General features: G+C 72.2%; 20 protein-coding genes and 1 tRNA gene. 8 read left to right on the top strand and 13 right to left on the bottom strand.

The features are described from left to right. Window positions 1-21: 21 nt before the first annotated feature. The gene (locus JW613_RS10905; RefSeq protein WP_209210568.1) at window positions 22-192 is read right to left on the bottom strand and encodes a hypothetical protein; all 171 of its coding nucleotides are present in this window, start codon (window positions 190-192) and stop codon (window positions 22-24) included. Between the two features lie 139 nt (window positions 193-331). Here JW613_RS10905 and JW613_RS10900 point away from each other — a divergent pair, with 139 nt between their 5' ends. Further along, entirely contained in the window at window positions 332-907 is a 576-nt protein-coding gene (locus tag JW613_RS10900; protein WP_209210566.1) for a TetR/AcrR family transcriptional regulator, read from the top strand. Window positions 908-1,124: 217 nt separating this feature from the next. On the opposite strand, the gene JW613_RS10895 is transcribed toward JW613_RS10900, so the two are convergent. Then, a complete protein-coding gene (locus JW613_RS10895) occupies window positions 1,125-2,294 on the bottom strand; it encodes a steroid 3-ketoacyl-CoA thiolase (RefSeq protein WP_209210564.1) in 1,170 nt (389 codons plus the stop codon). 300 nt (window positions 2,295-2,594) lie between these two features. Here JW613_RS10895 and JW613_RS10890 point away from each other — a divergent pair, with 300 nt between their 5' ends. Further along, complete coding sequence (locus tag JW613_RS10890) at window positions 2,595-3,851, top strand: cytochrome P450 (RefSeq protein WP_209210563.1); 1,257 nt, start codon at window positions 2,595-2,597, stop codon at window positions 3,849-3,851. A 69-nt stretch (window positions 3,852-3,920) separates the two neighbouring features. Here JW613_RS10890 and JW613_RS10885 read toward each other — a convergent pair whose 3' ends face one another. Then, window positions 3,921-5,975 carry a bifunctional glycosyltransferase 87/phosphatase PAP2 family protein gene (locus JW613_RS10885; protein ID WP_209210688.1) on the bottom strand — a complete coding sequence of 685 codons (2,055 nt, stop codon included), beginning with the start codon at window positions 5,973-5,975 and terminating at the stop codon, window positions 3,921-3,923. Between the two features lie 349 nt (window positions 5,976-6,324). On the opposite strand from JW613_RS10885, the gene JW613_RS10880 reads away from it, so the two are divergent. Further along, complete coding sequence (locus JW613_RS10880) at window positions 6,325-6,699, top strand: antibiotic biosynthesis monooxygenase family protein (protein WP_209210561.1); 375 nt, start codon at window positions 6,325-6,327, stop codon at window positions 6,697-6,699. A gap of 151 nt (window positions 6,700-6,850) precedes the next feature. Here the strand turns inward: JW613_RS10880 and JW613_RS10875 are convergent, their stop codons facing one another. The 4 genes from JW613_RS10875 to JW613_RS10860 form a co-directional block, all read right to left on the bottom strand. After that, the gene (locus tag JW613_RS10875) at window positions 6,851-7,510 is read right to left on the bottom strand and encodes an HAD-IA family hydrolase (RefSeq protein ID WP_209210559.1); all 660 of its coding nucleotides are present in this window, start codon (window positions 7,508-7,510) and stop codon (window positions 6,851-6,853) included. A 213-nt stretch (window positions 7,511-7,723) separates the two neighbouring features. After that, on the bottom strand, window positions 7,724-8,755 hold the full coding sequence (locus JW613_RS10870) for a peptidoglycan-binding domain-containing protein (protein ID WP_209210557.1): 1,032 nt from the start codon (window positions 8,753-8,755) through the stop codon (window positions 7,724-7,726). Window positions 8,756-9,002: 247 nt separating this feature from the next. Continuing rightward, window positions 9,003-11,000, bottom strand: a complete 1,998-nt coding sequence (locus tag JW613_RS10865) for an MDR family MFS transporter (RefSeq protein ID WP_209210556.1) — start codon at window positions 10,998-11,000, stop codon at window positions 9,003-9,005. Window positions 11,001-11,192: 192 nt separating this feature from the next. Continuing rightward, complete coding sequence (locus JW613_RS10860) at window positions 11,193-11,774, bottom strand: TMEM165/GDT1 family protein (protein WP_209210554.1); 582 nt, start codon at window positions 11,772-11,774, stop codon at window positions 11,193-11,195. A 557-nt stretch (window positions 11,775-12,331) separates the two neighbouring features. Here JW613_RS10860 and JW613_RS10855 point away from each other — a divergent pair. Continuing rightward, the gene (locus tag JW613_RS10855; RefSeq protein ID WP_099880451.1) at window positions 12,332-13,012 is read left to right on the top strand and encodes an HNH endonuclease family protein; all 681 of its coding nucleotides are present in this window, start codon (window positions 12,332-12,334) and stop codon (window positions 13,010-13,012) included. 190 nt (window positions 13,013-13,202) lie between these two features. After that, the gene (locus JW613_RS10850; protein WP_209210552.1) at window positions 13,203-14,891 is read left to right on the top strand and encodes an alkaline phosphatase D family protein; all 1,689 of its coding nucleotides are present in this window, start codon (window positions 13,203-13,205) and stop codon (window positions 14,889-14,891) included. A 43-nt stretch (window positions 14,892-14,934) separates the two neighbouring features. On the opposite strand, the gene JW613_RS10845 is transcribed toward JW613_RS10850, so the two are convergent. After that, the gene (locus JW613_RS10845; RefSeq protein WP_245225321.1) at window positions 14,935-15,879 is read right to left on the bottom strand and encodes a superoxide dismutase family protein; all 945 of its coding nucleotides are present in this window, start codon (window positions 15,877-15,879) and stop codon (window positions 14,935-14,937) included. Between the two features lie 204 nt (window positions 15,880-16,083). Here JW613_RS10845 and JW613_RS10840 point away from each other — a divergent pair, with 204 nt between their 5' ends. Beyond that, on the top strand, window positions 16,084-17,034 hold the full coding sequence (locus tag JW613_RS10840; RefSeq protein ID WP_307865859.1) for a DedA family protein: 951 nt from the start codon (window positions 16,084-16,086) through the stop codon (window positions 17,032-17,034). Here the strand turns inward: JW613_RS10840 and JW613_RS10835 are convergent. Continuing rightward, window positions 16,997-17,926, bottom strand: coding sequence for a glycoside hydrolase family 18 protein (locus JW613_RS10835; protein WP_209210549.1), 930 nt, complete (start codon window positions 17,924-17,926; stop codon window positions 16,997-16,999). The genes JW613_RS10840 and JW613_RS10835 overlap by 38 nt on opposite strands. 327 nt (window positions 17,927-18,253) lie before the next feature. Further along, window positions 18,254-18,325: transfer RNA gene (locus tag JW613_RS10830), tRNA-Val, on the bottom strand. Between the two features lie 172 nt (window positions 18,326-18,497). On the opposite strand from JW613_RS10830, the gene JW613_RS10825 reads away from it, so the two are divergent. Then, window positions 18,498-19,754 carry a hypothetical protein gene (locus JW613_RS10825; protein ID WP_209210686.1) on the top strand — a complete coding sequence of 419 codons (1,257 nt, stop codon included), beginning with the start codon at window positions 18,498-18,500 and terminating at the stop codon, window positions 19,752-19,754. Window positions 19,755-19,957: 203 nt separating this feature from the next. Continuing rightward, entirely contained in the window at window positions 19,958-20,683 is a 726-nt protein-coding gene (locus JW613_RS10820; RefSeq protein ID WP_372447930.1) for a DUF4383 domain-containing protein, read from the top strand. 38 nt (window positions 20,684-20,721) lie between these two features. Here JW613_RS10820 and JW613_RS10815 read toward each other — a convergent pair whose 3' ends face one another. Genes JW613_RS10815 through JW613_RS10805 form a run of 3 tightly spaced genes read right to left on the bottom strand, consistent with a single transcriptional unit; the run spans window position 20,722 to window position 25,324 of the window. Next, window positions 20,722-21,555, bottom strand: coding sequence for an HAD family hydrolase (locus JW613_RS10815; protein ID WP_307865858.1), 834 nt, complete (start codon window positions 21,553-21,555; stop codon window positions 20,722-20,724). Beyond that, a complete protein-coding gene (locus JW613_RS10810; RefSeq protein WP_209210546.1) occupies window positions 21,552-24,149 on the bottom strand; it encodes a phosphoribosyltransferase in 2,598 nt (865 codons plus the stop codon). Before JW613_RS10810 ends, JW613_RS10815 begins: the two co-directional genes overlap by 4 nt. Further along, window positions 24,146-25,324 carry an HpcH/HpaI aldolase/citrate lyase family protein gene (locus JW613_RS10805; protein WP_209210544.1) on the bottom strand — a complete coding sequence of 393 codons (1,179 nt, stop codon included), beginning with the start codon at window positions 25,322-25,324 and terminating at the stop codon, window positions 24,146-24,148. Before JW613_RS10805 ends, JW613_RS10810 begins: the two co-directional genes overlap by 4 nt. Window positions 25,325-25,501: the final 177 nt, after the last annotated feature.

The raw sequence follows: 25,501 nt of genomic DNA, 5'->3' as shown, positions 1-25,501 counted from the left end.
AGGCTGCGGTGGGTTCAGCGGTCAGACGCGGGCACCGGTGCCTATGAGGCGGAAGGATATGGCCTCGGCGTGGATGGTCGGAGGCGGCGGCGCGGCAGTTGTGCGTGCACCGGCGACGACCGGGACTGCGCACAGCCCGGTCCCCGCCAGCTCGCCCAGGCATGTCCATTGTTGCAACGTCTGCTCGGTCATGCTCAGGCCCCCCGTTCATCCCCGTTACGACCGGGAGAACGCCCGTTCTCCGGTCAGGCAAGACTGTATCGTAGAGAACAACGGTTCTCAAGACCTGGGGAGAACAGGGACGACGGGGAGAACGGGGAGAACGGGGAGCATGGACAGCGAAGCCACGACCGAGGCTCGCATCCTCAGCGCGGCGGATGCGCTCTTCTACGAGCACGGCGTACAGGCCGTGGGTATGGACCGGATCCGTGACGCCTGCGGCGTCTCGCTGAAGAAGATCTACAAGTGCTTTCCGTCCAAGGGCGCGCTGGTCGAGGCGTATCTGCGCCGCCGGGACAAGTGGGCCCGGACCGCACTGGAGGAGCGGGTGGCCTGCCACACCGATCCTCAGGAGCGGGTGCTGGCGGTGTTCGACTGGCTCTACGACTGGGTCGACGGGCCGGACTTCCACGGCTGCGCCTTCATAAACGCCTTCGGCGAACTGGGCGCCGACTCGCAGTCGGTGGCCGACGCGGTGCGCGACCACAAGACGGCGGTCCGCAGCTATCTGCGGGACCTGGCCCACGAGACCGGCGCGGCGCAGCCCGAATGGCTCGCCTCGCAGTTGGCCGTGCTGCTCGACGGCGCGATGAGCAACGCCTCCATCACCGACTCCCCCGACCCGGCACGCCACGCCCGCTCCGCCGCGAAGACGCTGCTGAACGGCGCGGCCTCCCCGGCCGTCTGAACGGCCGCCTCAACGGTCACGTGAACGTCCGGACGACCGTCTGGACACGCACTCAGGTCGCGCCCAGGGCCACCCGGACCACCCGATGCCGCGCAGCCCGCGCACGCCGCCCGCACCGCCCAGGACCCCGCAGGCCGGAACCGGCCGTCACCGCGGGTGCGGCCCGGCCGGCACCGCGGGCGGCCCGGGTCCGGCGGGAGTCCGCAGGGGCGGTCGCCTACAGTCGCTGCAGGATGGTGGCCGTGGCCAGGGCGCCGCCCGCACACATGGTGATCAGGGCGAACTCCTTGTCGACGCGTTCGAGTTCGTGCAGTGCGGTGGTGATGAGCCGGGCGCCGGTGGCGCCGACGGGGTGGCCGAGGGCGATGGCCCCGCCGTTGACGTTGACCTTCTCCAGGTCCTGTTCGAAGACCTGGGCCCAGGAGAGCACGACGGAGGCGAAGGCCTCGTTGATCTCGACGAGGTCGATGTCCTTGAGGGACATTCCGGCCTTGCCGAGGACGGCACGGGTGGCGTCGACCGGCCCGTCGAGGTGGAAGTGGGGGTCGGCGCCGACCAGCGCCTGTGCGACGATCCGCGCGCGGGGGCGGAGCTTCAGGGCGCGGGCCATGCGTTTGGAGGCCCACAGCACGGCGGCTGCGCCGTCGGAGATCTGCGAGGAGTTCCCGGCCGTGTGCACGGCGGTGGGCATCACGGGTTTGAGCCCTGCGAGGGCTTCCATGGAGGTGTCGCGCAGTCCCTCGTCGCGGTCGACGTGCCGCCACATGCCCTGCCCTGCGGCCTGCTCCTCCTCGGTGGTGGGCACCTGGACGGCGAAGGTCTCCCGCTTGAAGCGCTCCTCGGCCCAGGCGGTGGCGGCCCGCTCCTGGGAGAGGAGGCCGAGCGAGTCGACACGTTCGCGGGTGAGTCCGCGGTGGCGGGCGATGCGTTCGGCGGCCTCGAACTGGTTGGGCAGGTCGACGTTCCACTCGTCCGGCCACGGCTTTCCGGGGCCGTGTTTGGAGCCGCTGCCCAGCGGCACGCGGGACATGGCTTCGACGCCGCAGCCGATGCCGATGTCGATGACGCCGGCGGCGACCATGTTGGCCACCATGTGGTTGGCCTGCTGGGAGGAGCCGCACTGGCAGTCGACGGTGGTGGCGGCGGTCTCGTAGGGCAGGCCGACGGCCAGCCAGGCGTTGCGCGCCGGGTTCATGGACTGTTCGCCGGCGTGGGTGACGGTGCCGCCGACGATCTGTTCGACACAGTCGGCGTGGATGCCGGTGCGGCCGAGCAGTTCGCGGTAGGTCTCCCCCAGCAGATAGGCGGGGTGCAGGTTGGCCAGGGCGCCGGAGCGCTTGCCGATGGGGGTGCGTACCGCTTCGACGATGACGGGTTCGGCGGCCATGAGTCGTCCTCTCCAGCCCGGCTGGCTCCCCACCAGCACAACTAGTACGCGTTCTAGTTCTTCGGACAGTGTGCGGAGCGCGCTCACCGCCGCGCAAGGGTCTTGCACCCTCCGCGCTCACTCCGCCGCATACGCGACCGCACGCTCCGTGCACAAGAACTGCCGCCGCGGCTCTTGCCACTTGTAGAACCCGTTACTACCTTCGGGGCGATTCTGACGGACCGTCAGGCTCGGCCGGGCGCCCCGGTGCGCGCGCCGTGAACGAGCCGTCAGCACGTCGAAGATGGAGTGGAGCTGCCGATGTCCTCCTGCCCCGCGCTGCCCGACGGGTTCGACTTCACCGATCCGGACGTCTACCAACAGCGCGTTCCCCTGCCCGAGTTCGCCGTGCTGCGCGAGAGCGCGCCCGTGTGGTGGAACCGGCAGCCGCGCGGTGTGGCGGGCTTCGACGACGAGGGCTACTGGGTGGTGACCCGGCACGCGGACGTCAAGGAGGTCTCCACCCACCCGGAGCTGTACTCCTCCAACCTCAACACCGCCGTCATCCGGTTCGCCGACCATATGAGCCGCGACCAGATCGACGTCCAGAAGCTGATCATGCTCAACATGGACCCGCCCGAGCACACCCGGGTCCGCCAGATCGTGCAGCGCGGCTTCACGCCCCGCGCCATCCGCGCACTGGAGAACGCCCTGCGCGAGCGTGCCGCGCGGATCGTACGGGACGCCAAGGAAAGCGGCAGCGGGGACTTCGTCACCGACGTCGCCGTCGAACTGCCGCTGCAGGCCATCGCCGAACTCATCGGCGTACCCCAGAAGGACCGTTCCCGCATCTTCGACTGGTCCAACAAGATGGTCGCCTACGACGACCCCGAGTACGCCATCACCGAGGAGGTCGGCACCCAGTCGGCGGCGGAGCTCGTCTCGTACGCGATGACGATGGCCGAGGCCCGCAAGGAGTGCCCGGCACACTACGCCGGGTCCGCAGCGGATATCGTCAGCCGGCTCGTGGCGGCCGAGGGCGAGGGCAATCTCAACCCGGACGAGTTCGGCTTCTTCGTGATACTGCTGGCCGTCGCCGGCAACGAGACCACGCGCAACGCGATCAGCCACGGCATGCACGCCTTCCTCACCCATCCCGACCAGTGGGAGCTCTTCCGCCGCGAGCGCCCCCGGACCGCGGCCGAGGAGATCGTGCGCTGGGCCACCCCCGTGGTCTCCTTCCAGCGCACCGCCACCCAGGACACCCAGCTGGGCGGGGAGAAGATCTCGGCCGGTGAGCGGGTCGGCCTGTTCTACTCCTCCGCCAACAACGACCCCGAGGTCTTCGCGGACCCCCATGTCTTCGACATCACCCGCGACCCCAACCCCCACCTCGGATTCGGCGGCGGAGGCCCACACTTCTGCCTCGGCAAGAGCCTCGCCGTGCTGGAGATCAACCTCATCTTCGACGCCATAGCCGACCTGGCCCCCGACATCTGCCTCGTCGGCCCACCACCCCGCAGGCTCCGCTCGGCCTGGATCAACGGGATCAAGGAACTGCGGGTCGTGTACGGGTGAGACGCGCGCCAGGGCGTACGCCTCCAGCGTGACCGCGAAAACCTGCTGGGGCCCCCATCACGGTGCGGCTCAGTCGCCCCGGGCCGCCGCTCCACGGTCCCCGGGGCCGGGTGCGCCGGACTGTGCCACGTCCGGAGCAGCACGGTTGGCCGCCTCCGCGCCGGCGTCCCCGTTCACACCGGTGTCCTCGTCCGCACGCGTATCCCCGTCCGCACGGCCCTCCGCGTCCGCGCCGGGCTCGGCGGTCGTCCTGTCACCGCGGATACGGGCGAGCCACCGCTGTCCGAGGAAGCCCGCCGCCACGACCGCGACACCGCCCACCGCATCCAGCAGATAGTGGTTGGCGGTGGCCATCACCACGAACGTCGTCAGCAGCGGATACAGCGCCCCCAATGCGCGCAGCCAGCGGTTGCGGGTGATGAGGAAGACCACGATGGCGCACCACAGCGACCATCCCACGTGCAGCGACGGCATCGCCGCGTACTGGTTGGACAGCTGGGTCAGCGCGCCGAAGTCCGGGTTGGACAGGTCCTGCGGGCCGTGGGCGGTGTCGATGTAGCCCAGGCCCGGCATCAGTCGCGGCGGCGCGAGCGGATACAGCCAGAAGCCGACCAGCCCCAGCAGTGTGGCGAAGCTCAACGCCGTGCGCGCCGACCGGTACAGGGGCACTCTGCGCACATACAGCCAGCCCAGCAACGCGATGGGCACCAGGAAGTGGAACGTCGTGTAGTAGGTGTCGCAGGCGTCGCGCAGCCACTCCGTGCGCGCGGCCAGCTTGTTGAGGCTGTGCTCCATGTCGATGTGGAGGAAGGACTCCACGGTCAGTATCTGGTCGCCGTGGCCCTCGGCCAAGGAGCGCGAGTCGGGGGCGTGGCCGCGCACATAGGAGTACGCCCAGTAGCCGACGCGGATCAGCAGCAGTTCCAGCATCAGGTTGGGACGGCTGAGCAGGCCGGAGGGCTGCGGGTCGGCCCAGGCCGGCGAGGTGCGCGGCAGGAACGGCACGGCGCAGGACGCCAGCAGCGCCGCGAGCAGCACCGCGTTCTCGCCGAGCACACCGAAAGCGGCGACCTTGGGCACCAGCGCCGTGCCGTCCAGCGTCATCACCATGACCACGAAAACCGGCCACACCAGCCGGTCCCCGGTGCGTCGGCCGACCCGCCCCACGACCGCCGGCAGCACCCACAGTTGCTGGTGCTGCCAGGCCATCGGCGAGGCCACCACCGCCGCACAGCCCACCACGGCCGCCGCCAGCAGCAACTGCCCGTCGCGCGCGTACCGCACCGCACGGCGCAGCGCCAGCCAGCTCACCCCCGTCACGAGCAGCACCAGCAGCACCACCTCCGGCGCACCGCGCAGTCCGGCACGCAACAGGGCGCCGTGCAGCGACTGGTTGGCGGTCGCGTCCGCCGGATCGCCCAGACCGACCCCCGCGACGTGGTGTATCCAGTACGTCCACGAGTCGCCCGGCATGGCGGCCCAGGTGGCCAGGGTGCAGATGACGAACGTGCCCGCACCCGAGACGGCGGCCGTGCGGCGCCCGGTGAGCCACAGCAGCGGTACGAACAACAAGGTGGCGGGCTGCAGCGCGCCCGCGACGCCGATGAGGACGCCGCCCGCCTTTCCGGCGAGAGCGGTCGCGGCCTTCCCGCCGGACTGCTGCCGGGACTCGCCGCCCACCAGCCAGCCGGTCAGCACCAGCAGGACCGGCAGGATGCTGGTCTGCCCCAGATGGAAGGTGTTGCGCACCGGCACCGACAGGACCAGCAGGCTCAGCGCGGCCGGTACCGCGAACAGCGCGGTACGCCGCGGGACCGGGTCGGGCAGGGCCCGCGCCGCGACCACTCCGACGGCGGCCACCAGCAGCATCGTGCCGAACGTCCAGGCCACGCCCAGCCCTCGCTCGGCAGCCCGGGTGAGCGGTTTGAGCACCAGCCCCGCGAAAGGCGTCCCGGTGAAGGGCGTGTCCCCGTCGTAGAGCGAACCGTGCACGCGCAGCACGCCGTTGTCGCCGATCCACGCGAACAGGTCGACGAGCCGCTCGTCCTGCGGGAGTCGCAGCACTGCGGCCGCCTGCCGCACGGCCAACGCCAGCGCCAGCAGCCACAGACCCGCCAGCAGCATTCCCGAGCGGGAGTCCAGCCGCCCCCACTGCCGGGCCGACCTGCGGAACGGTCCGCCTCCGGTCGGGCGCCACTCGCCGCCCCGGTCCGGCCCCTTGGGCCCCTCCGCCACCGATTCCGCCGCCACGCCCCGCCGTCTCCCGTCCTGTCCACCGGTGTTCTGTCCGCGGGTCCCCCGCACCTGTCCGGATCCTCCCCGTTCCTCGGGGCCGGCCTTCAGGTCAGACGCTAGAAACCTACTCGCTACCTGACAGCTGTGCGCGACCGGCCACCAAGCGGGACAGACCTGTCACCGACAGGCCCGGCACCGGGCGGCGGTTCCCCTCCCCCGGGTGAGGCAGGATGGGCCCATGAGCATCGTCAAGATCAACGCGTTGACCGTCCCGGCAGACCAGCGGGAGGTGCTGGAGCAGCGGTTCGCCGCACGCAAGGGCTTCGTGGAGAGCGCCGACGGCTTCGAGTGGTTCGAGCTGCTGCGTCCGCTGGAGGGCAGCGACCGGTATCTCGTCTACACCCGCTGGCGGGACGAGGAGGCCTTCCAGGCCTGGATGAACGGCCCCATGAAGGAGGCCCACCAGCGGGCCAAGGGCGAGGACAGCGGTGCGGAGGCCAAGCCGGCCGGGCCCGACGCGCAGCCGGCCGGCGGCGAGCGGCCCAAGCCCGCGGCGACCGACTCGGAGACCTGGTCCTTCGAGGTCGTCCAGCAGGCACCGCCAAAGAAGTGACTCCCTCGGCGGGGTGACGTCGCCCCGCCGATCATGGCCGCGCCGACAACGCAGCCGGCCGCCGACGGGCCGCCGGTGGCCGAGGCAGGGCCGCGGGCGGGTCGTGCCTGCGCCGTGGCCGGACGGTGTCTGCGCCGTGGCCGGGCTCGGCTCAGCCGTCGAACGTGAGGCGTACCCGGCCGTCCGGGAGTCGGGTGGCACGCACCTGTTCCAGGTCCGGCACCCGCACGGTCGGACCGTGCTCCGCGGCGCGTGGCCCGACGCCGACCACGGGCATTCCGGCGGCCAGACCCGCGGCGATTCCCGCGCCCGAGTCCTCGAACACGACGCACTCCTCCGGGGGATGACCGAGCTCCGCCGCGCCCTTGAGAAAGCCCTCGGGGTCGGGCTTGCTGGCGCTGACGTCGGCGGCCGTGACCCGGATCGCGGGCATGCGCAGCCCCGCCGCCGCCATACGCGCCGCCGCCAGCTCGGGCGTCGCGGACGTCACCAGGGCGTGCGGCAGATCTTCGAGCGCCGCGAGGAAGGCGCCGGCGCCGGGGACGGGGACGATGCCCTCGGTGTCGGCGGTCTCCTGGGCGAGGAGGCCCCGGTTCTCCGCGTGATTCTGCTCCATGGGGCGGTCCGGGAGCAGAGTGGCCATCGTCAGATGCCCCTGGCGGCCGTGTGCGACCCGCAGCACCTCGTCCGGGTCGAGGCCCTTGTCGACGGCCCAGCCCCGCCAGACCCGCGCCACGACGGCGTCGGAGTTGACGAGCGTGCCGTCCATGTCGAGCAGCAGCGCGCGGACGGTGAGCGGTGGTGTGGGCATACGGGGCTCCCGGAATCGCGGTCGGCGCGCAGCTGTCGCGGGAAGGCGGAAAAGCTGACGGCTCACAGGGCGGCTGACGAGATACAGATGGCCCGCCCGCCGGTCAGGGACGCCCCTCCCGTCAGGTGAGGGACACGGGCGGGACCATTTGTTCCCCCATCATACAAACCAGTCCGGGCAACCGGCCAGCCCCGCGCGCACTGCCGCCCTCTCCTAGGTCCGGGCCTCCAGATGGCGCCGGGTGGCAGGGCCGTACTCACCGGGGGTGTCGTCCCACAGCCGGTGGTGCGCCTGGTAGCGGAAGACGGCCTCCTGGACGCGCGCGGAGTAGACACCGTCCTCACGGGCGTTCCGGTCGTAGTAACCGACCTGCTTCAAACGGCGCTGCAGCTCGACGACCTCGGCACCGGAGTCGCCGGGGCGCAGGGTCTCGCCCGAGGGGCGGTCCGGCCACACCGGGTGCGGACGGCCGTGCCTGCGCTCCCTGTCCCCCGAAGGGTCGGGCCGACCGGACGCATTTTCCTCTTCCCGGGAGGGGGACGGGCGCGCGGTGTGCTCACCGCTGTCCCGGTCGGCGCGGGGCGTCGCCGAGGCGCTCGGCCGCGAGGGAGCGGGCGTGGGCCGCTCACTGCGCTCCGGCTTCTCCTCCTCGGACGGAGAAGCGGAGGGCTCCGGGTCGACGGGGGCGCCGGTCGGCATATGGCGCAGCGCGCGCCCGTCCCCGGCGCGGCTGCCGTTGTCGGTGAGGAGCTGAGTGGTCAGCAGACCCCCACCGAGTACGGCGGCCACCCCGACCCCGGCGAACACCGCCGTGCTGGGTCTGCGACGCTCCCGCATCCGCCGATGGCCCGCGGAGGCCCCGGCCGCGGAGCTCCGGGCGCCGGGGCCGGGCCCGTCCCGTTTGTCGCCGCGACTGTCCGCTTCGGTGACGGCCGACAGTTCGGCCGTCTCGTCCCCGCCCGGATCCGCCGCCGGCATCAGGTCGGGCAACGGCACATGGGCGTCGTCCACGTCACCGGCATCCCCTGTCCCGGACCGGGCCCCGGGCGGGCCCTCGGAGCGGGGGCCGGACTGCGCGGAGTTGGCCTCGTGCAGCAGTACGTAGGGGCGGATGTGCAGCGGGTCCTCGGGGTCGTGCGGCTGTCCGCCGTGCTGGTCCGCCCCGCCCCCGACGGCCCCTCCGTCAGTGTGTACGCACGGCTGTGTGCTGCCGTCGCACTCGGGACATCGTCCGTCCCCCGTCATCCCGATCCCCTCCCCTGGCACCGCCACCCCGTATCCGGTTCACGGCGGCCGTGCCCGAATCGCCAGTAACTGTCCAGTGCTGGACGATACGCGGTCGAGGTCGGTCAGGGTCAAGCGCACAGGAAAAGCGTGACAGGGGCGGAAAGTTCGTACTGCGGAAAGGCCCAGAAGAGCGCCGCAGCGGACACGACGGAAAGTGACCGAAGGCGGCAAACGAAAGACAACGAAGGGCGGCGCGAGGCGGCGGTCAGGACGCCCGGGGCGGCTCCGCGTGCCCGGCCTCCGCGTTCAGTTCGCGTACCAGCTCCGTCAGGTCCGTGGGACGGTCCGGTGTCCACCAGTCGCCCAGCAGTTCGGCCAGCTGCTCCTGGCGGGCGTCGGAGAGGGCACGCGCCGCCTGTTCGCCGCGCGGGGTCGCGACCAGTTCCAGCCCCTCCCGTGTCGCCAGCCCCCGTTCCTCCAACTCCCGTGCCCCGTCTGCGACGACCCGGCGCGGCACCACTCCGGCATCCTCCAGCAGCGCGGGCTCGACGGGCCCGTCGTGGTGGACGCGCAACAGCATCCAGGTGGCGGCCGGGGCCAGATCGATCCCGGCGGTCTGTGCGATCCGCGCATACAGGTCCCGTCGGCCCTCGATGGTGCTCAGCCGGGAGAGGGCCCGGGTGACCTCGTCGGCGGGGCTGCGCTCGACGGGGCAGGCGCCCAGCGTCTCGCTCTCGTCCGGAACCTGCACGCTGCGCCGCAACCGCTGTTCCCGCATCAGCCAGGTCAGGACGAAGGCCAGCGCGGCGAGCGGCGCGGCGTAGAGGAAGACATCCGTGATGGAGGTCGAGTAGGCCTCCAGCACCCCGCGCCGGGCGCCGGGCGACAGCCGGCCGACGGACTGCGGGTCGCGCTTGAGGGAGTCCGGTGTGATCCCGCCGGGCAGGGAGCGCCCGCGCAGCGCGTCGGTGAGCTCGTGGCCCAGCCGGGAGGCGAAGATCGCACCGAAGACGGCCACGCCGACGGCGGCGCCCACGGAACGGAAGAAGGTGACCCCCGAGGTGGCCACGCCCAGGTCCGCGTAGCGCACGGCGTTCTGCGCGACCAGTACCAGCACCTGCAGCACCAGTCCGAGGCCGAGGCCGAAGACGGCGAAGTAGACGCCCATCTCCCACTGCGAGCTGTCCGGGCTCATCACGTGCAGCAGGAGCAGTCCGCCCGTGGTGATGGCGGTGCCCAGCACGGGGAAGATCTTCCAGTGCCCGGTGTGGGTGATCAGCTGCCCGGAGACGGTGGAGGAGACGAGTACGCCCAGCACCATCGGCAGCATGTGCACACCCGACAGCGTCGGTGTGATCCCGTGCACGACCTGCAAGAAGGTCGGCAGATAGGTCAGGGCCCCGAACATGGCGAAGCCGACGACGAAGCTGATCACCGCGGAGAGGGTGAAGTTGCGTACGGCGAAGATGCTCGGCGGAAGCACCGGCTCCGCCGCTTTGCGCTCGACCGCGACGAAGCCGACCAGCAGGATGACGGCCAGCACCGACAGGCCGTAGATCTGTGCGGAGTTCCAGGACCAGGTGGTGCCGCCCAGTGAGGTGACGAGCACCACGCAGGTGGCGACGGCGGCGATCAGGAAGGTGCCGAGGTAGTCGATCCGGTGGGGCTCGGCGTGCACCGGGATGTGCAGCGCGAGGAGGATCACGACCATGGCGACGGCGCCGATCGGCAGGTTGATGTAGAAGACCCAGCGCCAGTCCAGGTGCTCGGTGAAGAACCCGCCCAGCAGCGGACCGAGCACGCTGGTCGTCCCGAACACCGCGCCGAACAGTCCCTGGTAGCGGCCGCGCTCGCGGGGCGGCACCAGGTCGCCGACGATCGCCATGGACAGCGTGATCAGCCCGCCGCCGCCCAGGCCCTGCACGGCGCGGTAGCCGATGAGCTGCGGCATGTCCTGCGCCACCCCGCACAGTGCGGAGCCCACCAGGAAGATCACGATGGCGGTCTGGAAGAGGCGTTTGCGCCCGTACTGGTCGCCCAGCTTCCCCCACAGCGGGGTGGCTGCCGTCACGGCCAGCAGATAGGCGGTCACCACCCAGGAGAGGTGGTCCATGCCGCCGAGGTCGCTGACGATGGTCGGCAGCGCGGTCGCGACGATCGTCTGGTCGAGCGCGGCCAGCAGCAGCCCCAGCAAAAGCGCGCCGATCGGCAGCATGACCCCGCTGGTGCGAGGGGGTGCCGGTGCCGCGTGTTCCCCGCTCATACGCCCACGGTGCCGGTCCGGCGGTCACACAGCTTGTCGACCGCCGCCGTCCGGGGGACGCTGCACCGACCGGGGACGCCGCGCCGACCGGGGACGCCGCGCCGTCCGGGGGGGCGCACCGCCGTCCGGGGGGCGCACCGCGTAGGGGACGCGCCGCCGACTGCGGCGGGCCTTCCGGGGCACCGGCGGCTGCTAGGCCACCGCCTCGTAGAGGCTGAATCCGGCCAGCGCCAGCATCACCAGCGCCGCGATCCGCGTGACCAGCCGCAGCGGGACGAACTTCAGCAGGGTGCGGCCCCCCAGGATGCCCAGCGCGGCCACGGCCCACAGGGCGAGCACGGCCCCGATGCCCACCGAGAAGGGGTCGTCGTAGCGGGCGGCGAGATTGGCGGTCATGATCTGTGTCAGGTCACCGAACTCGGCGACGAGGATCAGCATGAAGCCGCTGCCCGCCACCTTCCAGAACGACTGGTCGGCGGGCTTGCGCGCCTGCTCCTCCTCGTCGTCGTCCTTCTTGAGCAGCAGCATGGCGGCGCCCAGCAGGAACAGCACACCCACGATGCCCTGCACCAGCCGGTGCGGCAGCAGAGTCAGGACACTGCCCGCCGCAACAGCGAGGGTGACATGGACGAGGAAGGCCGCGGCGACCCCGGCGAAGACGTAGGACGCGCGGTAGCGGGTGCCGAGCATCAGCCCGGCCAGGGCCGTCTTGTCCGGCAGCTCGGCGAGGAAGACGACGCCGAACACGACGGCGACGACGGTGATGCTGAGCACGGGTTTCCTCCGTGGTCGGGGCTGCCGCACCGGCGCGAGCACACTTCGGCACGGCAGCGTCATGGGCCGCCCGTGCGCTGGCACGGACGCGGACACTGCGGCCGAAGGTCTCGCTGGCGCGGCACCGCCACCGGGTGGCGGATGCCTCGCTCCGGGCGCCGGGCCCGCACGCGGCGGGCCAGTGTGTCGACGGTCCGGCGAAGAGCTACTCCCCTTCAGACGCGTACGACTGTACGCGATGTCCGCACGCGGGCGCGATCGTGCTCCGCTCGCGCCCCGACGGCAGTCGCCGGCAGTCGTCGGCAGTCGTCGGCAGTCGTCGGCAGTCGTTCTGGTGTCCAACTCCCGTACGGCATCCGTCGGGTGGGTGTATCGCGTGTGGCCGGAGACGGATTCCCGGGCAGGCTCTTGATGTGACGTGCACACGACCGTCAGGCTGTGAGCCGCACCACCCGAAGCACCATCGGCGAGCACGTCCACGCAGCACTGTCAACGCAGCACCCGCCACACACCCTCACGCAGGATCGCTCGACTTCCCCCCACAACCGGGAGTTCGCATGGCGCACAAGCACCGGACCGTCCGCACCCTCTACGCGCGTCGACGCTGGTCGGCGCTGCTCGCAGCCCTCGCAGCCGCCGTCAGCGGACTGCTGGTCGCCCTCACCCTGGGCGCCTCCCCCGCCGCGGCTGAGCCCCCCACGCCGCCGAGCGCCTCGGAGGCCACCACCATGCTCGGTGATCTCACCGAGAAGTCCGAGGGCTCCATGGACGGCTACTCGCGCGAGAAATTCCCCCACTGGATCGACCAGGGCGACAGCTGCAACACCCGCGAAGCCGTTCTCAAGCGGGACGGCAAGGGCGTGGAGACCGGCAGCGACTGCTACCCGACGAAGGGCACCTGGACCAGCCCCTACGACGGGGAGTCCTGGACCAAGCCCTCCGACGTGGACATCGACCACATGGTGCCGCTCGCCGAGGCATGGCGCTCCGGCGCCGCCGACTGGACCCAGGACAAGCGCCAGAAACTGGCCAACGATCTCAAGATCGCCCAGCTGCTCGCGGTCACCGACAACGTCAACCAGGAGAAGGGCGACAAGGACCCCGCGGAGTGGATGCCGCCCTCCTCCGACTACCACTGCACCTACGTGCGCATGTGGGTCTGGGTCAAGCACACCTACGACCTGACGGCGGACTCCCAGGAGAAGGCGGCCCTGAAGAAGGCACTGGCCGGCTGCTGACGCGGCCGACCGGTGAGACGGCCGGCCGGCTGACGCGACCGGTTGCCGAGGCGGTCGGCCGCTGACGCGAAAACCGGCCACGAACCGATGTCCGACCCGGCCGGGAAACTGGTCGGGCGGCTCCCTCGTTCCGTACGGTGCGGGTTCCAGGCCCGCACCGTACGGCGCCACACGGACGAGGGAGATCCGCATGACCGGCCTTCGACTGGGCCCGCTGCTGCGCTACGTCGACCAGGACACCGCCACCGTCTGGGTCGAGACCGACGCTCCCTGTCAGGCCGAGGTCCACTGCGAGGGCAGCACGGCGGGTGGTACGGCCCGCACCTGGCAGGTCGCCGGACACCACTACGCGCTGATCACCGTCGTCGGGCTGGAGCCGGGCACCGAGACGCCCTATCGGGTGACTCTCGACGGCGAACAGGTGTGGCCGCTGACGGACTCCCCGTTCCCCGCCAGCACCATCCGCACTCTCCCGCCGCCCGACGCGGCTCCGGCCGAAACGCCTCCCCTCCGGATAGCCTTCGGGTCGTGCCGCTGGGCCGCCCGCCCGGCGGGCTCCCGGCACGATCCGATGGGACCCGACGCACTGGACGCCCTGGCGCTCCAGGCGCTGGCCGGCGGCCCCCGCCCGGACGTCCTGCTCCTGTTGGGCGACCAGGTCTACGCGGACGAGACCTCCGAACCGGTCCGCGCGAAGCTCGCCCGGCGCCGCGATGTGAGCAGACCCCCGTGGGACCAGGTGGCCGACTACGAGGAATACACCGAGCTGTACTACGAGTCCTGGCTGGACCCGGAGGTGCGCTGGCTGCTGTCCACCGTGCCCAGCTGCATGATCTTCGACGACCACGACGTGATCGACGACTGGAACACCAGCGAGGCGTGGCAGCGCGAGATCCGCGCCACCGACTGGTGGCGCGAACGCATCCTGGGCGGGCTGACCTCTTACTGGGTCTATCAGCACCTGGGCAACCTCTCGCCCGCCGAGCTGGCCGAGGACCCGGTGTTCGCCGCCGTACGGCACGCGGACGACGGGGCGCCGCAGCTGCGCGCGTTCGCCGAACGCGCCGACCGGGACCCGACCGCGGCCCGGTGGAGCTACCGCCGCGACTTCGGCCGGACCCGGCTGGTGATGATCGACACCCGCGCCGGCCGGGTGCTGCCCGAGAACGAGCGGCGGATGCTCGACGACGACGAGCTCGACTGGCTGCACGAGCAGGTGCTCGACGGCGGGCCGGGCGCCGTCGACCATCTGATCCTGGGCACCTCGCTGCCGTGGCTGCTGCCACCCGCCGTGCACGGCCTGGAGACCTGGAACACCGCACTGTGCTCAGGGGCGCGCGGGCCGCGCTGGACGCGGCTGAGCGAGAAGCTGCGGCAGCGCGCCGACCTGGAGCACTGGGCGGCCTTCCCGCGCTCCTTCCGGGCCCTGACCGAGCTGATCCAGCGGGTGGCCACCGACCAGGAGGCGCCGGCCTCGGTCAGCGTCGTCTCGGGTGATGTGCACCACGCGTACGTCACCGAGCCGGAGTTCGACGACCTGAAGGTGTCCGGCGGCGGGCGGCGCTCCCGCGTGGTGCAGCTCACCTGCTCGCCGATACACAACGACATCCCGGCGGTGATGCGCTCGGGCTTCCGCTTCGGCTGGAGCCGGGCAGGGCGCCGGCTCGGGCAGCTGCTGGAACGGCACGCCCGCACCGAGGAGCCCACCCTGCGCTGGAGCCGCACCGGCGGCCCCTGGTTCGGCAACATGCTCATGACGCTCACCCTGCACGGACGCGACGCCACCTATGCGCTCGACCAGGCCCGCCCGGCGACCTCGGCGCCGGACGGCACGCCCCGCTCCGCGCTGGAGCGGGTCTTCAGCGGCCGGCTCAGCTGAGCGGAACCGGCCGCCGGGCAGCACCGGGGCGGCTGAGCGGCGATCAGCTGCCGCTGAGCGGCACCGAGAAGCAGGCGAGCCGGGCGCCGGCCTGCCCCGCGTGCCCCGGCTCGGTGCGGGTGCGGCTCTCGTGCAGTACGACCGACTGGGCCCCGCCCTCCCGGAAGGTCCAGTCGTGGCGGGAGACGGCGCTGCCCCGGCCCTCCCCGTCGGTGGTGAAGTCGAGCCACACCTCGTTGCGCGGGTTGGCGTAACGGGGGTTGGTGGAGGGCTGCTCGGGATCCTTGCGGTGCTGGTAGTGCGGCCCCGCGTCCTCGGGCCGGGCGCCGCACGGCTCGGTGTGGACATGCGCCCCGTAGGTGCGGTTCGGCAGCAGCCCGCTCACCCGCAACCGTACGGTGGTGCGGTGCTCGGTGGCCTTCCGCGCCACCATGATGTGCGCCCCCGCGGGCACCTTGGCACGGTCGTAGGTGACCGCGTCGGGGCGGATGAAGGCCTTCGCCGGGGAGAACTGGTCGTAGCGCACCACGATCGACTGCCGGTAGGAGTCGGTAGAACCGGCGCCGTCGGTCGCGTCGGCGGCCTCGTCGGTGTGCCGGATGATCGGGTCGGCGCTGTCGGCGGTACCGCGGCCCAGTGGGAAGAAGCGGTGCCCGCCCTTGCTGCTGACGATCTCGACCTCGCCCGATTCGACCTTCATACGCACGCTGCCGAGTTGGGCGTCGCGGAATCTCTCCGGCAGGTCGCGGAGGTTCTTCAGCGCGGCCAGGCGGTCCATGTCCGCCTCGTCGGCGCCGGAGCCGCCGAGGTTCTTCAAGAGGTCGGCCAGGCCCTTGAGATCCACGCGCTCGGCGCGGGCCGAGGACTTCCCGTCGTCGCCCTTCGGCACATCGCTCGCCGTACTCGACCCGCTCCCCGCCAGCAGCGCTGTCGCGACCGTGACAGCCGCCACTCCCCCCACGCCCACCGTGCGCATACGTACCCTCATCGTGCCGGCCTCCACTGATTCACGGTTTTCCTATGGTCCGATTCCGTTACATCCGTATCCACAGGCACGGCGGAAGTGTCACCTGGCGAACCCAGCGGCCCTGAGCGGGGGACCCGGGCGTACGCTGTACGGCGGTAAACCGCCGGCCGACGAGAGCCGGGCAGGGGAGAAACGGGGACAGCAGTGCCGGAAATCCTGGGGTCGGTGACCGGATCCCCGTGGATCTACTTGGTCATCGCCGTATCCGTACTGCTCGATGTCTTCGTGCCCGTGCTGCCCAGCGGTGTGCTGGTGATCGCCGCCTCCACCGCCGCCGCCGGAACCACCGCGGCCGACGCCGCCGATCTGCCCAGCGCCGCAGCGCGCGGCGCGGCCGAGAGCGGCCATCTCGCCGAGGTCCTGCTGCTGATGCTCTGTGCGGCGGGCGCCTCCGTACTGGGTGACCTGGCGGCCTGGCGGCTGGCCTGGCGGGGCGGCGACCGCTTCGACCGGGCCCTCGCCCGCTCCCGCCGGCTCACCTCCGCCCAGGAACAGCTCGGCCGCGCCCTGTCCCAGGGCGGCGGTGCCCTCGTGGTGCTCGCCCGGTTCGCGCCCGCCGGACGCTCGGTCGTCAGCCTGACCGCCGGCGCGACCCACCGCAGCGCACGGGACTTCGTGCCCTGGTCGGCGCTGGCCGGAGTGGCCTGGGCGGTCTACAGCGTGGGGCTCGGCTACCTCGGCGGCCAGTGGCTGGGCACCAGTTGGCTGGGCACGGCCGTCTCGGTGCTCGCGCTCTTCCTGGCCGGTGGACTCGCCGCGTATCTGATACGGCGTGAGCCCGAAGGCGAGGACGCGACTGGGACTGCGGACGCGGGCAGGGGCGGCATGGGCACGGACATGCGCGCGGGCACGGGCATGGGCGCGGCCCTGTCGGCGGAAGCGGACCCGGACGCGGAAGTGCCGGGCAGCACCGCCCCCGCCGGTGCGGGTACGGCTTTTCAACTGCCGCCCGCAGCAAAGGTGCTGCCGGCGATCGGTGTCGTCTTCGCCGGACCGGCCACATTCCCGGTACTGCCCGTGCTCCCCGGCCTGCCGGGGATGCGCGTGGCCGGTGACGGTGGCGCCGAGGACGGCACGGTCACCGGTTCCGCCGCGGTGCCGTCAGCGTCCGCGTGAACTCCCACGGCCGCTGGTCCACCCCCGAACAGCGGTCCTCGGCCGGGTAGGGCAGCTCGCCGCAGGGCCGGTCCCGGTTGACGGACCAGAACGCCAGTCGGGCCAGCCGCCGGTCGTGGGCATACCGGGCGATGGTCCGGAAGTCCGCGACGGTGATGACCTCCTGACGCCCCGTGATGCCGTTCATCGTCGAGATACCGCTGTGCGCGTACGCCGTGGCCGCGTCGTAGCCGTACGCCTTGCGGAGCCGTGCGGCCAGCCCTTCCGCCGCGCGCACAGTGGTACGGCCCATGTCCTCCTCACCGGCCTGCTGCCCGCTGCTCCCGGTGGTCGCGGAGCCGCTGCTGAAGGCGAACGGCATGATGGTCCAGGAATCCGGCTCCAGCCCCGCGCGCGCCGCCGTCCGGATCAGCCGCGCGTCGGGCCCGTTGCGGTCGCTGGGCAGCGTCACATGGACGGTGAGCCCGGGGTGGGCGGCCTTGACCCGCTTGAGCGCCTCCACGGTCCTGCGGCGGGCCGCGGCGCTCTCGTAGGTGCGTGTCTCGATGTCGACGTCGATCGCGCGCAGCCCGTAGGCGCGAATCACCTTCCGGTAGGCGGCCGCGAGTGCCGCGGCGTCCGGACAGTCCTGCTCCAGCTTGCGCCCCGTGCCACCGCCGAACGACACCACGGGCTCCCCGCCCGCAGCCCGCACGGCCCGCAGCGCCCGTGCGTCCACCCCGCCGGTCAGCGGCCGCACCCCGTCCCAGCGCGGCTCGCACCCGCCCGCACTCAGCACGAACGCGAACGTGAAACCCCGCACCCCGGTCTTCCGCAGCACCGCGGCCGGATCGGGCGGGTCGCCCCACCCCAGGGAGAGATAGGGCTCGACCACCGGCCGGGGAGACACCACCCCCGCGCCCCCGCCTTCGTTCCCGGTCCCGCTCCCGTTCCCGTCCGCACTGCCCGCTGCCACCACGGCCAGCCCCGACACCGCCACACCCACCAGTCGGCCCGCCCGGCCCACCCGGCCCGTTCGTCGGCGTCCACACCTTCCGGTCCCACTCACACCGCGCATCCGTCCCCGCCCCGCCCCGCGATCCGGCAGACACCCGGGATTGTTCATACCAACTGATGAAGAGCCGCCGTGCCGGCGAAGAACCGCCGCGCACAGCAAAAGGTCCCCGCGGACATCCGCGGGGACCCGATTCCGTCACTGGCCGAAAGCTCGACCGTCCGGTGGGCACAACTGGGATCGAACCAGTGACATCCTGCTTGTAAGGCAGGCGCTCTACCGCTGAGCTATGCGCCCGGAGCACGTGTGGGACGACAGCGTACCTCGCTCGGCGGTGGGCAGTGCAAACGTGGGGGTGGCCAAAGCGTTCCGTGAACGAATCAGCTCGTGTGTTCGTTGAGCCCAGGTGGGAGAATGAGCAGCGGTCGAAGAGCCACAGGCGCGTACGGGGAGATGTTTCGTGACGGCGATGAACGGCGGTGGCATCCGCCGCTGGGGCTGGGGCAGTGGCCGCGCGGAACACCTCCGGGCCGACGCGCAGGCCGCCAAGGACGCCGCGGCAGCCGCCTTCTACGAACTCGACACCGCCCAGCGTGAGCTGCGCATCTCCATAGAGACGATCAGTGCCGTCGACAGCTCCCCCGCGGGCCGCAAGGCCGCGGCGGACTTCGCCGAGCTCGGGCGGCGCATCGACAGTGTCAGCCACGACTACATCACCGCCGTCGACTCCCACGACCTCGACCGGGACGACCTGGACACCGCTGCCGCCTCCCGCGCCCGTACCGAGCTGGACCGGGCGCGCGGCGAGCTGGAGCGGGTCAAGGGGGAGCTGGACCGGTTCGCGCAGAGTCTCGGCCCGCAGCTGACCCGCGCGGAGAACCAGCTCGCCCGTCTGGCACCCGCCGTGGAGCGGGCCCGGCAGGCGCTGCTGGCCGCCAGCAACGCGCTGGACGCCGTACGGGCACAAGGGCTGAAGGCGGACGACCTCGCGGCACGGCTGGCGGCGCTCTCGCCGGAGCTGACCAAGCTCAACGAGGGTGCGGGCACCCACGGCGTGCAGGAGACCATCCACCGCGCCGACCAGGTGGTACGGGAGGCCGAGGCACTCCGCGCGCAGGCCGAGGGGCTGCCGCAGAAGGCGGCCGACATCGACAAGCGGCTGGCCTCGCTGCGTACCCGCACCGAGGCGCTGCAGAACAGGGCCCAGCAGGTGGAGCCCGTCCTCAGCGAACTGCGGCGCCGCTTCAGCGCGGCGTGCTGGCAGGACCTCCAGCAGGTGCCGCAGCAGGCCGAGCGCTCGGCGCGGCAGGCGGACGAGAAGCTGCGGGAGGCCCGCACCGCGCGTGAGGAGCAGCGCTGGCCGGACGCCACAGCCCTGCTGTCGACGGTGCGGGCGCTGCTGAACACCACGGACGAGGCGGTCAAGGCCGCCGGAGAGCGGCTGCAGCGGCTCAACGAGGTCTCCTTCGACCACAGCAAGGAGGTCGAGCGCACCCGGTTCGCGATCCGCGACGCACAGCGGCTCGCGATGGCCGGACGCTCCACCCCTGACCCGCGGCATGCGCAGCCGCTGGACAACGCGGTGGAGCGGGTGGATCGCGCGGTCGCCTCGCTCACCGGCCGCCACCCGGACTACTGGCACCTGCTCACCGAGCTGGACGCGGTCAAGGAGACGGTGCAGCAGGTGGTCGAGCAGATCCGCCAGGAGCGCGCGGCCGGGCACTGAGGCCCCGGTGGCCGTCTGTCGGCGGGCCGGGCGGGACGGTGGGGCTCGCCGGGCGCGCCCGGTGCGACGGAATCAGCCCGAGCAGCTGGAGCCGCTGGAACAGCTGGTGCAGCCGTCACGGAGCGTCGCTGTTGAGGTGCGGGCGCCTCGGGCGGATGCTGGAAGGGGAAGCTGAGCGCCTCAGCCGTCCCGAGGAGGCCCCCGTGGCTGCGTCCCCCACCCGTACGTTCCGCCACCGCCGCATCCTGCCGCGAGGGCGGCGCGTCCTGGACGAGCACATGCCGGTGCACCACAAGCTGAGCCGCGTCTACCGGGTGGGCGCCGGGCTGGTGGGGGTGATCCTGACCGCCTTCGGCGCTCTGGGGCTCACGAACAACATCGGCTTCTTCGACATCGGGGGCGACCGGGTGGGGGGTCTGAACACCAACGGCGCGCTGAGCGTCCTGTCCGTCGTCGTCGGGCTGCTGCTCTTCTTGGGCATGGTGCGGGGCGGCAACTTCGCCTCCAGTCTCAACATCACCTTCGGTGTGCTGTTCCTGCTGAGCGGGTTCGTCAATCTCGCGCTGCTGGAGACGCGGTTCAACGTGCTCGCCTTCGAGCTGCAGAACGTGCTGTTCAGCTTTGCCGTCGGACTGCTGCTGCTGGTCTTCGGGATGTACGGGAGAGTGGGCAGCGCGCTGCCGCACGACAACCCGTACTGGCAGCAGCGTCACCCGGGCGAGGTCGAGGGCGCCCGGCGCGCCCGGGATCTGCGCGAACAGCGGACTCGTGCTCGCCTACGCGGCGAGGAACTGCGCCGCAGGGCCTCGCTGTACGGGGGCACGGAGAGCGCGCACGGCGGGGAGAGCGGGCGAGGCGGGCCGTCCGGCGCGGCAGGCGCCGGTGCGGGGGGCGACGACCCGGGCGAGCAGCAGCGGGACGACGGCTGACCCCTCACGGGCCGCACCCGATGGGCGGTCCGGCTCCGTCAGCTCAGCGCGGAGCTCATCCGGCGCAGAATCGTCTCGCCCGCCAGCACGCCGCGCTCCGGCAGCACCTGTAGGTGCGGCAGCTGCCAGCCGCTGTCGGCGAGCTCGCCGTGAGCCGGACGCCAGGCGACATCGGCGGCGCGCAGCAGATCGGCGTCGAGCAGGGAGTCACCGGCCGCGAAGATCCGCTCCGTGCCCGCCCGGCGGGCCACCTCGGCCACGGCGGCGCTCTTGGTGAGCGGATGGGGCACGGCGTAGATCTTGCGGCCCTGGAGGGAGACGCTCCAGCCCTGGGGGCCCGCCCAGGCAGCCAGCTCCTTGACCCAGGTGTCGGGCAGCAGCGCCCGCTCGACCACCAGGTAGGCGAACAGGCCGTCCGCGACCCGCTCCTTGAGCAGCCACTCGGGGCGCGCCCGGCCCAGCATGTGGTCGCGGACCTGAGCGAGTGGGGCGCACCCGGTCAGCCGCTCGCGCACCCGCTCCCGCCACTCGGGGTCGCTCTCGCCGTCGACCAGCAGATGGCCGCCGTTGGCGCACACCGCGTAGCGGGGCGGCGGGCCGGGCAGCCGGATACGGCGGTACTGCTCGGGGGTGCGGGTGGTCGCCGGCACGAAGACCGCACGCTCGCACAGCGCGGCCAGCAGCCCGGCGGCCTGCTCCGTCAGATAGGACAGCGGTCGGTGCTCGTACATCTCCACGCACAGCAGCCGGGGCGCCTCGGGGTCGGGCATGGTCAGCTCCAGCGCCGCGGCCGAGTAGATCAGCGTGCGGTCCAGGTCGCTGGCGACCAGGGTGCCTCCCGCCGGGCCGGACCCGGCGACGGTGGGCGTCACTGTGCGGCCTTTCCGTCGGCGCCGGTCGCGCCGCGCGTGTAGCGGGGGTGGACGATGCCGACGCAGCTGTAGGGCAGCTCGTCGGTCTCCTCGACGGGGACACCGCGCTGCGCGGCGAGCAGCCGTACGTGGTCGAGGTCGGCGCCCGCGCCGCGTCGGGCCAGGATGCGCCAGGGGACGCGGCGCAGCAGCACACGGGTGGTCTCGCCGACCCCGGGCTTGATGAGGTTCACATCGCCGATGCCGTACGCCTCGCTGATGTCCTCGACCGCGCGCCAGCCCGCCCAGGTAGGTGTCCGGTCCGCCCCCGCCAGAGCCGCGGCGTCCCGGGCGGCACCCTCGCGGACGGCGGGGAAGCGGGCGGCCACCGCGTCCACGAAGTGCCGCGACAGGTCGCTGTCCGCCAGCTCGCGGTAGAACTTGGCGCCGTGGAAGTCGTGCGGGCCCACCAGGTCGGCACGGAGCACGGTGCGGGATATCAGCCCGGAGACGGTGGAGTTGAGGCAGGCGGAGGGGATGAGGAAGTCCTCGCGGGTGCCGAAGGTGCGCACGCAGGAGCCCGGGTCGGCGAGGACGGCCAGCTCCGGGTGGAAGCGCGGGTGCGCGGCGAGCGCCTGGGCCAGCTCGCGGGTGATGGCGCCCTTGCCGGTCCAGCCGTCCACGAACACGACGTCGGCCGGGTCGTGGTGGGCGGCGAGGTGGGCCAGCGCATTGGTGTCGATCCCGCGGCCCCGCACGATCGAGACGGCGTAATGCGGCAGGTCCGAACCGTGCGCGTACCGCGCCCAACGGCGCATCAGTACCCCGACGGGCGTGCCGGCCCGGGCCAGTGAGACGAGCACGGGACGCGGGCCGCGCTCGGCGAGCACCGTCTCGGTGACGGTGCCGACCGCACGGGCGAGGCGCTCGGCCGCTGACTCCAACGCGTCGTGGAAGAGCTGCTGGTACTCCGGGGACGGCTGGTACTCGACGGGCAGCGATTCGGCGTAGTGCGCGCCGCCCGCCTGGATGGCCTCCTCCCGCTCCTCGGTGGGCGCCTCCAGCTCGACGTCGGACAGGTCGCGCAGCAGCCAGGCCACGTCCTCGGGCGCGTACGAGGAGAAGGCGGGGCCACGCAGCGGCGCGGGCGGGTTCGGCCCGGCCGGGTCGGGAACGTATGCCGGGACGACGGACAGCAGCACCGTGGGCGCACATCCGGCGAGCTGGTCCAGCAGGCCGCCGGGGGCGTGCAGTTCGGGGGTGTCGCCCTGGCTGTCCACGACAGCGACGACGGCGTCGAAGCCCTGGCCCGCGATGTTGTAGGCGTAGCGCTCGGCCCGGGACGCGTCTTGGGGCATGTCGTGCGCCGGGAAGGACAGCGCTGTGCGTATCGCGTAGCCCGGGTCGTCGACGGGGAGGACGGGCGAACGGGTCGTCGTGGAGAAGCGGATCTCCGCACGGCCCTTGGTGCGCTTCTCCATCTCGAACGCGAGCAGCAGCGGCGCGTACATCAGCTCCTCGTTGCCGAGGACCAGCACGCGCGGCACCTCCCCCGGCGAAGCGTCTGCCGGGGCTCCCGCAGGGGCGTCCGCACGGGTGCCGGCGAGGGTGTCCGCACGGGTGTGGGCGGGGGCGTCCGCTCCGGCGGCGAGGCCCAGACCGGACAGCACCCGCTCGGCCATGCCCGGCAGCGCGGCCTCCAGCCGTATCTGCTCGCGCGGTCCGAAACCGTGCCGCCCGCCGTCGGGCAGCCCCTGCGGCCAACCGAGGTCCACCCGCCGCACGGTTCCCCGGGGAGCCGCGGACCGGGCAGCTGTCGCACGCGCGGCTGCCGGGTCGCTGCCGTACTTCTCGACCAGTCCCCGGCCCTGCTCCAGCACATCGGCGGGCAGCCTCACCCGTCCGGCGGCCAGGGCCACCACATCGACGCGGGCGCCCAGGTCGGCGGCGAACTTCTCCAGCGAGGCCGCATCGCCGTCGCTGCGGGTGTCGACCAGCGCTGCCACCACGTACCGGTCGCGCGGATGGACGGCGTGCAGTGCGGCGATGGTATTGCGTACGGTCCGGCCGGTGGACAGCTCGTCGTCCACCAGTACCAGCGGCCCGTCCGTGCGCAGCACACCAGGGTCCTGGGGCAGCAGCAGATGTGAGGTGGCGTGGCTGTGCTCCTCCTCGAAACCGCCGTACTGCTGTACACCCGGCACCCGGCGCCGCGTCGAGTGCAGCGCGCTCGTACGGCTGCCCATGCTGTGCGCGACAGTGAGTCCGAGGCCCGTGGCCGTCTCGGCGAAACCGAGCACCACGGAGCGGGCCGCCCGCTCGGGGCCGAGCAGCTCACGTACCCGCTTGCCCAGACGGCAACCCGCGCCGAGCACCACTGTCGGACGCTGCGGTACGTGCTTGCCCAGCACGGTGGAGACCAGCAGGTGGGCCCGCTTGGGGTTGCGCCGCAGTGCGAGCCCCAGCAGGTCCCGCAGCCCCTCGCCCTCCAGCCGCACTCCGAGCCGTCGGGTCACCCAGCTGCCCGGCCACACCTCGGCTCCGGCGCCCTGATCGGGTGCGGTCCCCGGTCCCAGGGCCGCGAGGGGCCCGGCATCCCGTACGTTTCCGTTCACTTGACTCCCGCCGCCAGCAGTTCGACGAAGCTCACGCCCTCGCGCGCCACCCCGAAGACCTCGCCGCGCAGCAGTGTGCGCTCGGCCCAGGCACGGTGCGGCTTCACCTCGTTCATCTTGTTCGTGTACGCGGAGCGCAACACTCCGCCTCCGCCGCGCTCGGGGCGCAGCACATCGGTCGCGTCGCAGAACTCCTCGTGGCTGACGATCGACAGCGCGTGCACCGGTGCCACGTGTGAGGGGTGGATGCAGGTCTTGCCCAGCAGACCGTTGGCCCGGTCGAGCTCGATCTCGCGCAGCAGACCGTCGAGGTCGTGCTCGATCAGCGCGGCGCGTACGTCCTCGGCCCGGCTGCTCAGGAACGGGCTCTGCCGTAGTTGCGGCTTGAACATCCTCTCCTGCGGCCGGAAATATTCCCACACCGGCCCGGTCACCGTGAACCCGGTGCCGTCGGCCCGGCCCAGCACATTCACCACGTCCGCGATGACCGAGGCGACGATCTGCACGTCGTACGCGGTCATCTCCGGCGTACGCCGCAGCCCGTAGGCGGCGCAGAAGTCGGTGACACCCAGCCGCAGCGCGAGGACCCGGTCGCGGTACTTGTCCAGGGTGCGGGAGATGCCGGTCAGGGCCTGCGTGCGGGTCTCCCGGTGCAGCAACTCGGGCGACTCCAGGACGGGCATCGCGAACAGCCGACGCCCGCAGGCCGCCTCCGCCTCGGTGAGCGCCTCCAGGAACGGCACCGAGTGGTCCTCGGTGAACTTGGGCAGTACGAAGCCCGACAGCAGCCGCACGGCCGCGCCCAGCCTGCGCACCAGGGCGGTGATCTGTCCGGACTCCCGCACCCGGACGAACAGCAGCGGCAGCTCGTCCTCCGCGACGCGGTCGGGAATCCGGTCGGCCAGCTCGCACAGCTGCCGCACCAGGTTGTCCTCGGCGGCGGGCACCTCGGCGTCGGCTATCGAGTCCTCCAGGCACAGCACCATGGACACGACGCCGCGCGCCGCCTGTTTCAGCACGTCGTCGGCGAGCGCGGGCCTGGTGGCGGGGCTGTAGAGAGTGGCGCCGAGCGCGACGGCGAGCGTGCTCGCCGGTGCGTCGGATGTGAACTCGATCGGCTCACGGTGGAAGAGCGCGCTTCGGCGCTCAGGCGTCAGCTGCCTGAAATGCCGCATGGAAAGTCCCCCGTCCCGCCGTCCTGCCGTCCTTCTTGGCTGCCATGGCGTACCTGGTGGCTCGCGCGGTGGCGGTGGTCCTGCCGGGGCCGCCGTGGTGCCGCGTGGCTGCTCATCGTACGTACGAGGGTCGGTCACAAGTTCCCTCGCCTCGGGATGCGGCCCTCCGGGCCCCCA

It is taken from the genome of Streptomyces smyrnaeus (assembly GCF_017676345.1).
GTDB lineage: Bacteria > Actinomycetota > Actinomycetes > Streptomycetales > Streptomycetaceae > Streptomyces > Streptomyces smyrnaeus.
The sequence above is the reverse complement of the archived record's forward strand: the minus strand, read 5'-3'. Positions and strand labels throughout refer to the sequence as shown.

Coding starts and splice junctions, on each gene's coding strand:
- JW613_RS10900 (WP_209210566.1), top strand. CDS start 332: ATGGACAGCGAAGCCACGACCGAGGCTCGCATCCTCAGCGCGGCGGAT.
- JW613_RS10880 (WP_209210561.1), top strand. CDS start 6,325: ATGAGCATCGTCAAGATCAACGCGTTGACCGTCCCGGCAGACCAGCGG.
- JW613_RS10805 (WP_209210544.1), bottom strand. CDS start 25,324: ATGCGGCATTTCAGGCAGCTGACGCCTGAGCGCCGAAGCGCGCTCTTC.
- JW613_RS10850 (WP_209210552.1), top strand. CDS start 13,203: ATGACCGGCCTTCGACTGGGCCCGCTGCTGCGCTACGTCGACCAGGAC.
- JW613_RS10855 (WP_099880451.1), top strand. CDS start 12,332: ATGGCGCACAAGCACCGGACCGTCCGCACCCTCTACGCGCGTCGACGC.
- JW613_RS10825 (WP_209210686.1), top strand. CDS start 18,498: ATGAACGGCGGTGGCATCCGCCGCTGGGGCTGGGGCAGTGGCCGCGCG.
- JW613_RS10845 (WP_245225321.1), bottom strand. CDS start 15,879: ATGAGGGTACGTATGCGCACGGTGGGCGTGGGGGGAGTGGCGGCTGTC.
- JW613_RS10870 (WP_209210557.1), bottom strand. CDS start 8,755: ATGACGGGGGACGGACGATGTCCCGAGTGCGACGGCAGCACACAGCCG.
- JW613_RS10865 (WP_209210556.1), bottom strand. CDS start 11,000: ATGAGCGGGGAACACGCGGCACCGGCACCCCCTCGCACCAGCGGGGTC.
- JW613_RS10885 (WP_209210688.1), bottom strand. CDS start 5,975: ATGCTGCTGGCGGGTCTGTGGCTGCTGGCGCTGGCGTTGGCCGTGCGG.
- JW613_RS10890 (WP_209210563.1), top strand. CDS start 2,595: ATGTCCTCCTGCCCCGCGCTGCCCGACGGGTTCGACTTCACCGATCCG.
- JW613_RS10895 (WP_209210564.1), bottom strand. CDS start 2,294: ATGGCCGCCGAACCCGTCATCGTCGAAGCGGTACGCACCCCCATCGGC.
- JW613_RS10875 (WP_209210559.1), bottom strand. CDS start 7,510: ATGCCCACACCACCGCTCACCGTCCGCGCGCTGCTGCTCGACATGGAC.
- JW613_RS10905 (WP_209210568.1), bottom strand. CDS start 192: ATGACCGAGCAGACGTTGCAACAATGGACATGCCTGGGCGAGCTGGCG.